The following is a 9361-nucleotide window of genomic DNA, read 5'->3' on the forward strand; positions in this document are numbered from 1 at the left end:
AATGCAGCATCATCTGAAATTCAGAGCGCTTTGATACCATTCAGTTCTGAGATAAGGGGAAGTCGGGGTTTAATCTACAGAACAGCCTTAGGGACTAAGGGCAGCCACAAACTCACCGACTTCTGACGATGGACGGTAGCTCACCACCCATCGTGGAGCGATACAAGGGCAGCCTTTAGGCTGCCGGTAGCCTGATCACCTTCGATGACGACGAGGCTACCCTACAACGACTCTTTCAAGCTCCCACACCATCGGCTGGCACGAATCCCACTCCCCTCTACGCCGCCGAGCATTGCAGAAATAAAACGATGAAAAGCAAATTCTGTCTGAGGCCGCAGGCCGAGTTTATTTGCTTCGTTTTATTTTGAAACGCACAGGGAACCGGGCTTTGCCCGGCAAGTAGCGGGGCTGACGGGGATCGATAAGGGGAGTTCAGATACTCCCCTTATCTCGCCCTCAAGGGGCGAGACCAATGCCACAAAAAAGCCGCCCATAAAAGGCGGCTTTCTCGGAATAAATCGTATAGCGCTAATCAGCTACCACGATAAGTCGAGTAGCTGTAAGGCGAAATCAGCAACGGCACGTGATAGTGCTCATCCTCATTCGCAATACCAAAGCGAATCACCACCTCATCCAGGAATGCCGGTTCAGGCAGCTCCATACCTTGCCTACGGTAATAAGCACCCGCGCCAAACTCCAGCTCGTACACGCCTTTAGCAAACGCCTCACCTTCCAGCACCGGCTGGTCACAGCGGCCATCGCTGTTGGTGGTCACAGTTGCGATCAGCTCGCGCTTGGCACCGATGCGGTACAGCTTTACTTGAATGTCGCTGCCCGGGCAGCCAAATGCTGAGTCCAGCACGTGTGTAGTCAGATAACCCATAAATCGTTGCAGTGCTTACAGCACCCTCCAATAGATAGTGAATGTCGAACCCCAGTCGTGCGTGTACCAACGCCGCCATTACGGCATGCATTGTATACAGATAGCACCAAATCCCGCCCAAAATCCACTTTTAGTGGACCTTTCTGACGCCTGGAGCCCCTTAAAGATCAGAAGATAGGTCTATATAATCATTTTTTTGACCCGGAAGACAACTTTTTCTTTGCCAAACCGATTTATCATTGTATACAATCAATACATACCAATTGTTTACACACGTTTTGTGTTCTAAAACGTAATGAAGAGTTATCTGTAACGTAAGGAGTTGAACCGTGAGCAGAGATTACCCACGAGACCTAATCGGATACGGTGCCAACCCTCCCCATCCTCAGTGGCCGGGTGATGCGCGTGTCGCAATCTCCTTCGTACTCAACTACGAAGAAGGTGGTGAGCGTTGCGTTCTGCACGGTGATGCAGAATCGGAAGCGTTCCTGTCAGAGATGCCAAGCGCACAACCTCTTGCCGGCGTCCGCAACATGAGCATGGAGTCCATCTACGAGTACGGCAGCCGTTCCGGCGTGTGGCGTCTGCTGAAGCTGTTCGATAAGTACGACATCCCACTGACTGTGTTTGCCGTTGCCATGGCAGTCGAGCGTCACCCGGAAGTTGCTAAAGCGATGGTTGAGGCTGGCCACGAGATCTGCAGCCACGCGTACCGCTGGATCGATTACCAGTACATGGATGTTGAGGAAGAGCGTGAGCACCTGAACAAGGCGATCGAGATCATCACCCAGGTTACCGGCCAGCGCCCACTGGGTTGGTACACCGGTCGTAACAGCCCGAACACCCGTGACCTGGTGATGCAGGAAGGCGGTTTCCTCTACGACTCCGATGCCTATGACGATGACCTACCCTACTGGGTCGACAACAACGGTAAAGGTCACCTCGTTATCCCTTACACCCTGGACACCAACGACATGCGTTTTGCGACCGTGCAGGGTTTTAACAGCGGCGAGCAGTTCTACCAGTACCTGAAAGACGCTTTCGACACCCTGTACGCAGAAGGTGAAGAAGCACCGAAGATGCTGTCGATCGGCCTGCACTGTCGCCTGATCGGTCGTCCGGCGCGTATCGCAGCTCTGGAACGTTTTATCCAGTACGCGCAGAGCCACGACAAGGTCTGGTTCACACGCCGCATCGATATCGCCAAACACTGGCATGAAAACCACCCATTCAACCCGGAGAGCGCCAAATGAGTAACGGAAGTTTCCAGCACTGCACCCCAAGCGAGATGGATCGCGACACCTTTGTGAGCACTTTTGCTGACATTTATGAGCATTCCTCCTGGGTGGCAGAAAAGGCGTTCGACCTGGGCATCAGCGAACTGCACAACCAGATCAGCGTGCTGCACGAGCAGATGGCGGGTGTACTGAACAACAGCGACCAGCAGGCGCAGCTGGACCTGATCAATGCCCACCCTGACTTGGCGGGTAAAGCAGCGGTTGCGGGTGAATTGACCGAAGCCTCCACCTCCGAGCAGTCCGGTGCCGGTATCCACGAATGCACCGCAGAAGAGTTCGCACGCTTCACCGAACTGAACAACGCCTACAAAGAAAAGTTCCAGTTCCCGTTCATCATGGCGGTGAAAGGCAGCAACCGACACCAGATCCTGGCGGCATTCGAGACCCGTATTCACAACAGTCCGGAGCAGGAGTTCAAAACCGCTCTTGAGCAGATCAACAAGATCGCACTGTTCCGCCTGAACGACATGTAAACCAATTACGAAGAAGAAAGATAAACCATGACAAATTCAGCAACTTTTCAGAAATACATCAACCTGGCGGATGCCCGTCTGGGTAGTGAAGTGATCTTTGTAACCGACGACTGGTTCGCCGACGCCAACCGCATGCTGCAGCCAACTGAAGCAGTATGGAAAGAGGGTGTATTCGACGACAACGGTAAGTGGATGGACGGCTGGGAATCCCGCCGTAAGCGCCACGAAGGTTACGACTCCGCAGTTGTGCGCCTGGGTGTACCAGGTGTGATCAAAGGTGTGAACATCGACACCAAGCATTTCACCGGTAACTTCCCACCGTCTGCATCCCTGGAAGCCTGCTTCTCTCCAAACGGTGATCCGGATGACAACGCAGAGTGGACCGAAGTGCTGCCAGCAGTGGCCCTGCAGGGTGACAGCGAACACCTGCACGCGATCAACGACGATCGCCCATGGACTCACCTGCGCTTTAACATCTTCCCGGACGGTGGTGTAGCCCGTCTGCGTGTACACGGCCTGCCATACATCAACTGGTCTGCAACTGATCCATCCGAAGAGATCGATCTGGCTGCATCCCTGAACGGCGCCCGCGCACTGGCTTGCAGCGACGAACACTTCGGTACCATGAGCAACATCCTGAACCCAGGCCGCGGTATCAACATGGGTGACGGTTGGGAAACTGCACGCCGCCGTACACCAGGTAACGACTGGGTAATCGTCGCGCTGGGCCACCCAGGTGAAATCAGCCGCATCGTGGTTGATACCCTGCACTTCAAAGGTAACTACCCGGACAGCTGCTCTATCCAGGCGGCGTACGTTAAAGGTGGTACCGATGACCAGATCGAAACTCAGAGCCTGTTCTGGAAAGAGCTGCTGCCATCCCAGAAGCTGGAGATGCACCAGGAGCACGAGTTCGCTGAGCAGATCAACGACATTGGCCCAATCACCCACGTACGTCTGAACATCTTCCCGGATGGTGGTATCAGCCGTCTGCGCCTGTTCGGCAAGGTAACTGACTGAGGCGGTTATGCAGATTATCCACCCACAACCGTTAACGGCTGAGGCCTTTGCCCCGTTTGGTGATGTGATTGAAACCCGTGATCGGGATTACTTCATGATCAACAACGGTTCGACGCGGCGCTACCACAAGCTGGGCGCCGTGCAGCTGGGCAAACCGGAGGATAACGCGATCATCAGCATCTTCCGCGCACAGGCGCTGACGATGCCGCTGACCGTGAAAATGATGGAACGCCACCCGCTGGGTAGCCAGGCCTTTATCCCGCTGAAGGGTCACCCCTTCCTGATATTGGTCGCTCCTGCGGGCGAAATCCCTTACCCGGGCCAGCTGAAGGCATTCATCACGGACGGTACCCAGGGCATCAACTACCACGCAGGCGTATGGCACCACCCGGTGCTGTGCTGCGCGGAAGAGGATGACTTCCTGGTGATCGACCGTGAGGGAGAAGGTAACAACTGCGATGAGTATTTCTTCGCAGATGAATCACATATCGTGCTAGATCCAGCGTCCAACGCCTGAATCGAATACGAAACCTATAAAAATAAAAACGCTGACTTTTAATCTCTATTTATAGTCAGAGTATTGTGAGGAGAAGACTATGGATCCCCATATCACTGAATGGCTCAACCTGGCGATCCGCTGGGTACACATGATCACCGGTGTTGCCTGGATCGGCGCATCTTTCTACTTCGTCTGGTTGGAAAACCACCTGGACCGCAGCAATCCACGTGAAGGTTTGTCCGGCGATCTATGGGCGATCCACGGTGGTGGTATCTATCACCTGGAGAAGTACAAACTGGCACCACCTAAGATGCCTGATCAGTTGCACTGGTTTAAGTGGGAAGCGTACTTCACCTGGATAACCGGTATCCTGCTGTTGGGCGTGGTGTACTACCTGAACGCTGAACTGTTCCTGATCGCTCCAGGTTCCGGCCTGAGCCCTACAACTGCGATTGCTATCGGTATCGGTACGCTGGTTGTTGGCTGGTTTGTCTATGACCTGCTGTGTGACTCTCCACTGGGCAAACAGCCTGCCCTGCTGGGTGCGGTAATCTTCGTGCTGATCATTGCTGCAGCATGGGGTCTGTCTCAGGTATTCAGTGGCCGTGGTGCGTTCATCCACGTCGGTGCGCTGATCGGTACCATCATGGTGGGTAACGTATTCCGCGTAATCATGCCGGCACAGCGTGCACTGGTATCTGCGATTGAAGCGGGTAAAGAACCAGATCCAGCTCTGCCAGCTAAAGGTCTGCTGCGTTCCCGTCACAACAACTACTTTACGCTGCCGGTGCTGTTCATCATGATCAGCAACCACTTCCCAAGCACGTACGGTAACGAGTTTAACTGGGCGGTACTGGCAGGTCTGGCGGTATTGAGTGTACTGGTACGTCACTACTTCAACACCCGTCACTCATCTCAGAAGTTTGCCTGGACAATTCCGGCTGCTGCAGTAGGCATGGTCTGCCTGGCGTTCATCACGTCGCCAACCAAGCCTTCAGCTGAAGCTGCAGCACAGCAGGAAGTTACTATTCAGCAGGTACAGGAGATCATCACCGAGCGTTGCACCAGCTGTCACTCTGCCAACCCAACCAGCACTATGTTTACCAGTGCTCCGGGTGGCGTGATGCTGGATAACGCTAGCCAGATCAAAACCCTGGCACCGCAGATCTACCTGCAGACTGTGGCAAGCCAAACCATGCCACTGGGTAACATGACCCAGATGACCCAGGAAGAACGTGATCTGCTGGGTGTATGGATCAGCCAGACTAAAGCTGAGAAATAGAAAGACAAAGCCCTGCAAGCATCCCGAAAAGCGCGCAGGGCTTTAACAGGCAGTTGAAAATCTACCTGCGTTGTTATTACTGCGTTAAAAATCGACTCAAAATGCTCATTTATTACACATAAACTCCGCTTTTTCGTCGATTTCTGCCTTGTACTAACTGCCTCGTAAACAATTTTCAACAACCTGTTAAGGAAGGTGCACTAGCGCCCTTCCAAGAAGGTTTCCATGCCCGCACTTATGTCGATGATTGCAAGTGCTTTTCCGGACAGTGAAAGCTGTCCGGCTTTTTGCGTTTTAAGAGGCATGACAACCTGCACCGTATTGAGGCGCCTCAATCAGCGGTGCTACCATTGCTACAACTGAAATTCTTCCCAGGAGTGAGACGTCTATATGGCCAAAATAAGGGAGCGTAACCGCGAGCTGATCATTGAGGTAGCCAGTAAGTTCTTTGCCGAGAAAGGCTTTGCGGCGACCAAAACCATCGATATCGCCAACAGCGCCGGCTTACCGAAGGCTAACGTCTACTACTACTTCAAGACCAAGCAGAACCTGTATCGCAGCGTACTGGAGAGTATTACCGAACCGCTGCTGCAGGCGTCAGAACCGTTCTACGAGAACGACGATCCGGCAACGGCGCTTGAAGAGTACATCCGCGCCAAGATCCGTATCTCCCAAACCCATCCGCACGCCTCCAAGGTATTCGCCAGCGAGATCATGCACGGTGCCCCACACCTGCCGGAAGACATTGCTGCGCAGATGCAGGACCAGACCACACAGATGTGTGAACGTATTCAGAGCTGGATTAATCAGGACCTGATGGCTCCTGTACCGCCACAGCACCTGCTGTTTACCATCTGGGCGTCCACCCAGACCTACGCGGACTTTGACTGGCAGATCTCGCAGATCACCGGTAAGGAAAAGTTGGACCAGGAGGATTACGATCAGGCCGCTGACCTGATTGTGAAACTGGTATTGAGTGGATGTGGAATCGAGGAAAAAGAGACGGCGTAATCAATATGACTACGCCCGGGGTGAATGCCCCAAAGGGTAAGCGACTACCGGAGGTATCGTCGGTAGTCGCTGACGAGGAACCGTTATTACTTAAATTGCTAAAATCTGCTTAAAACTGCTTACGCTGGAATCGGATCTACCTGCAAACCAGCCGCTTCAATGCCGTGAATCGCACACTGCTCATCGATATCAGACGTATCGCCGCTGATACCTACCGCACCTAGTACGTCACCTTCCGCATTACGCACCAGCACACCACCCGGGACGGGAATCAGGTTACCCTGCGCCAGGGTATTCAAAGCCGATACAAAGGACGGACGCTGCTGCGCATCTTCGCCGATAGAGCGGGATGATTTACCCAACGCCACCGCACCCCAGGCTTTTGCAATCGCAATCTCAGGACGCATCATGCTGGCGCCGTCCTGACGCTGCAGTGAGATCAGCTTTCCACCCGCATCCAGAATCGCCACGCTCAGCGGCGCTGAGTTCAGTTCGACACTTTTCTGAAACGCTTCATTGGTGATCTGCATAGATCGATCAAGATCCAGTCTACCCATCTTCGTTACTCCGATAATTTTTATGATTGATTCGGTTTTCGCAGAGCCTTTCGTATACAAAATCACCTAACCGACAACACATAAGCGATCTATCCAACAACGACAGAATGCTTACTTCACGGGCATCAGGCTCTACCTTTAAATCCAAAATACATATTTCTTGACCCTTTAGTCAACTTATGACTACAATCAAAACACATAAATTGTACACAATTTGAGATCTAAAGTTTCCACAATGCAAAACCCGCGGAGGCATCAGACTTGAACCACGCAATGCAGTACTACACACAAGGCAACCAACGTTAACGGTTGCTTCACCACTTCAGATAAGCGGACAAGCCTTATGAACAGATACACAGCACACGACAAGAAAGTAAAAATCCTGGCAACCCTCGGCCCGGCTATTCAGTCTGAAAAGGACGTGCGTGATCTGGTCGTAAACGGCGCCAACCTGTTCCGCCTGAACTTCAGCCACGGTGAGCATCAGGACCATGCCGAACGCCTGAACTGGATTCGTAATATCGAACAGGAACTGGATACATCGATCGGTGTATTGATGGACTTGCAGGGTCCTAAACTGCGCATCGGCACTTTTGCCAATGGCCCGATCACCCTGAAAGATGGTCAGGCGTTCCAGCTTGACCTGGATAACACACCAGGCGACCACAGCCGTGTAAACCTGCCCCACCCTGAGATCGTTCATGCATTGGAAGAAGGGATGGATCTGCTTCTGGATGACGGCAAGATCCGCCTGCGGGTAACCGCAACCAACGGCGATCAGATCCAGACACAGGTAGTGGTGGGCGGAGAACTCTCCGAGCGCAAAGGGGTAAACGTACCGGAAGCGGTGTTGGACCTGAGCCCGCTTACAGAAAAAGACCGCCGCGATCTGGCCTTTGGTCTGGAACTGGGTGTGGATTGGGTAGCGCTCTCCTTTGTACAGCGTCCGGAAGACATCCGTGAAGCGCGCGAGCTGATCCAGGGTAAAGCCTGCCTGATGGCCAAAATCGAAAAGCCATCCGCCGTTGAGCATCTGGAAGAGATTGTAGAACTGAGCGACGCCATCATGGTGGCCCGTGGTGATCTGGGTGTAGAGCTCCCAGCAGAGACCATTCCGGCCATCCAGAAACGGATCATCAAAACCTGTCGCCAACGTGGCCGCCCGGTAGTGGTTGCTACGCAGATGCTGGAATCCATGCGCTTCACCCCTGCCCCAACCCGCGCCGAGGTAACCGACGTAGCCAACGCCGTATATGAAGGTGCAGATGCAGTAATGCTCTCAGCGGAAACCGCGTCCGGCGCCTACCCGGTTGAGTCGGTAACCATGATGAGCAAGATCATCCGCAACATCGAAGCGGATCCAAGCTACCAGGCGCATCTGGATGTAAACCGCCCGCAGCCTAACGCCACCGTTGAGGATGCGATCAGCTGCGCAATCCGTCGGGTAAGCAAGATTCTGGATGTAGCAGTACTGATCAACTTCACCAACTCCGGTGAAACCGGTATGCGTGCCGCACGCGAACGTCCGAAAGCACCAATTCTGAACCTGACACCAAACCTCTGTACCGCACGCAAACTGACACTGGTATGGGGTGTAAACACGGTGGTTAGCCCTGAGTTTGCCAAACCGATTGAGATTACACCTACCGCGCTGGAGGAAGCTAAGCGCCAAGGCATGGCCGCCGCTGGCGACATGGTGGTGATCACCGCGGGTATCCCGTTTGGTGAACCTGGCAGCACCAACGTACTGCGAATCGAGACCGTACAGTGACCGACTCGTCCTATCTTCCAGAATATGGCTCTACGGCTCTGAGCCCTCTGCGAAGAATCACCTCTCCCTGAGGTCCCTTTAGGCTTCAAGCACCGTCTTGAAGCCTTTTTTTAACTCTGCACAAAAACGGATAACGGATAGTTAAGGAGACGACAGACGATGAAGAGATAGCAGGCAACACCAACCCAACGCACAGGGGACGGTGCAAATAAGTCCTGTTAGTGCTCTGCAAACCCTTAAGCCTGTAGATGCAAGGCGCAGATTGCAGTTAATGGCCTTAGTCCTTAACAAAAGCTGCAACACCGCAGATGCAGGCTTAAGGTCTTGCCCTAAGGGGCTTTCGGGAAGATCCACACTCGGTGTCAGCACTTTTTGCAAGGTTTCAACATTCCTGCAAAGCGCTTCCTTGATTGTGAACCGTCCCGAAAGCCAGAGTGCCTACAGGACTTGTTCGCATCTTCCTTAACGCCCAGTAGCTGTAGTGGCACAATAGTGGGTCTGCCTTTTCACCCTGGAATTTATCCCGATTCATGTCTGATCTGCCGATTAACGCCATCCTGCCAGAAC

The 9361-nt window shown here is 53.3% G+C and carries 9 protein-coding genes; 7 read left to right on the forward strand and 2 right to left on the reverse strand.

The annotated features are described in order from the left end of the window. Positions 1–532: 532 nt before the first annotated feature. Positions 533–883: a hydroxyisourate hydrolase gene (gene uraH, locus ACEQ15_RS13165; protein WP_370279649.1), complete on the reverse strand. Its 351-nt coding sequence runs from the start codon at positions 881–883 to the stop codon at positions 533–535. A gap of 329 nt (positions 884–1212) precedes the next feature. On the opposite strand from uraH, the gene puuE reads away from it, so the two are divergent. The 6 genes from puuE to ACEQ15_RS13195 all read left to right on the forward strand — a co-directional run bounded on the left by puuE (position 1213) and on the right by ACEQ15_RS13195 (position 6466). Beyond that, positions 1213–2136 (forward strand): allantoinase PuuE, encoded by a 924-nt coding sequence (gene puuE / locus ACEQ15_RS13170; protein ID WP_370279650.1) that lies wholly within the window; start codon positions 1213–1215, stop codon positions 2134–2136. Then, complete coding sequence (gene uraD / locus ACEQ15_RS13175; protein WP_370279651.1) at positions 2133–2654, forward strand: 2-oxo-4-hydroxy-4-carboxy-5-ureidoimidazoline decarboxylase; 522 nt, start codon at positions 2133–2135, stop codon at positions 2652–2654. Before puuE ends, uraD begins: the two co-directional genes overlap by 4 nt. A 27-nt stretch (positions 2655–2681) precedes the next feature. Beyond that, positions 2682–3674 (forward strand): allantoicase, encoded by a 993-nt coding sequence (gene alc, locus ACEQ15_RS13180; RefSeq protein ID WP_370279652.1) that lies wholly within the window; start codon positions 2682–2684, stop codon positions 3672–3674. 7 nt (positions 3675–3681) lie between these two features. Then, entirely contained in the window at positions 3682–4191 is a 510-nt protein-coding gene (locus ACEQ15_RS13185; protein WP_370279653.1) for an ureidoglycolate lyase, read from the forward strand. A gap of 79 nt (positions 4192–4270) precedes the next feature. Continuing rightward, on the forward strand, positions 4271–5455 hold the full coding sequence (locus ACEQ15_RS13190) for a urate hydroxylase PuuD (RefSeq protein WP_370279654.1): 1185 nt from the start codon (positions 4271–4273) through the stop codon (positions 5453–5455). A gap of 390 nt (positions 5456–5845) precedes the next feature. Further along, positions 5846–6466, forward strand: a complete 621-nt coding sequence (locus ACEQ15_RS13195; protein WP_370279655.1) for a TetR/AcrR family transcriptional regulator — start codon at positions 5846–5848, stop codon at positions 6464–6466. 119 nt (positions 6467–6585) lie between these two features. Here ACEQ15_RS13195 and ACEQ15_RS13200 read toward each other — a convergent pair whose 3' ends face one another. Then, positions 6586–7023: a heme-binding protein gene (locus tag ACEQ15_RS13200; protein ID WP_370279656.1), complete on the reverse strand. Its 438-nt coding sequence runs from the start codon at positions 7021–7023 to the stop codon at positions 6586–6588. Between the two features lie 343 nt (positions 7024–7366). Between ACEQ15_RS13200 and pyk the strand changes: the two genes are divergently transcribed. Further along, positions 7367–8794 (forward strand): pyruvate kinase, encoded by a 1428-nt coding sequence (gene pyk / locus ACEQ15_RS13205; RefSeq protein WP_370279657.1) that lies wholly within the window; start codon positions 7367–7369, stop codon positions 8792–8794. The last annotated feature ends 567 nt before the right edge of the window (positions 8795–9361 follow it).

Origin of the sequence: Pontibacterium sp. (assembly GCF_964228735.1) — a bacterium.
Lineage (GTDB): Bacteria > Pseudomonadota > Gammaproteobacteria > Pseudomonadales > Balneatricaceae > Pontibacterium.

What these genes read in the sequence shown, in the direction of transcription:
- uraD (WP_370279651.1), top strand. Translation starts at nt 2,133, where the DNA reads ATGAGTAACGGAAGTTTCCAGCACTGCACCCCAAGCGAGATGGATCGC.
- ACEQ15_RS13190 (WP_370279654.1), top strand. Translation starts at nt 4,271, where the DNA reads ATGGATCCCCATATCACTGAATGGCTCAACCTGGCGATCCGCTGGGTA.
- ACEQ15_RS13185 (WP_370279653.1), top strand. Translation starts at nt 3,682, where the DNA reads ATGCAGATTATCCACCCACAACCGTTAACGGCTGAGGCCTTTGCCCCG.
- alc (WP_370279652.1), top strand. Translation starts at nt 2,682, where the DNA reads ATGACAAATTCAGCAACTTTTCAGAAATACATCAACCTGGCGGATGCC.
- pyk (WP_370279657.1), top strand. Translation starts at nt 7,367, where the DNA reads ATGAACAGATACACAGCACACGACAAGAAAGTAAAAATCCTGGCAACC.
- uraH (WP_370279649.1), bottom strand. Translation starts at nt 883, where the DNA reads ATGGGTTATCTGACTACACACGTGCTGGACTCAGCATTTGGCTGCCCG.
- ACEQ15_RS13195 (WP_370279655.1), top strand. Translation starts at nt 5,846, where the DNA reads ATGGCCAAAATAAGGGAGCGTAACCGCGAGCTGATCATTGAGGTAGCC.
- ACEQ15_RS13200 (WP_370279656.1), bottom strand. Translation starts at nt 7,023, where the DNA reads ATGGGTAGACTGGATCTTGATCGATCTATGCAGATCACCAATGAAGCG.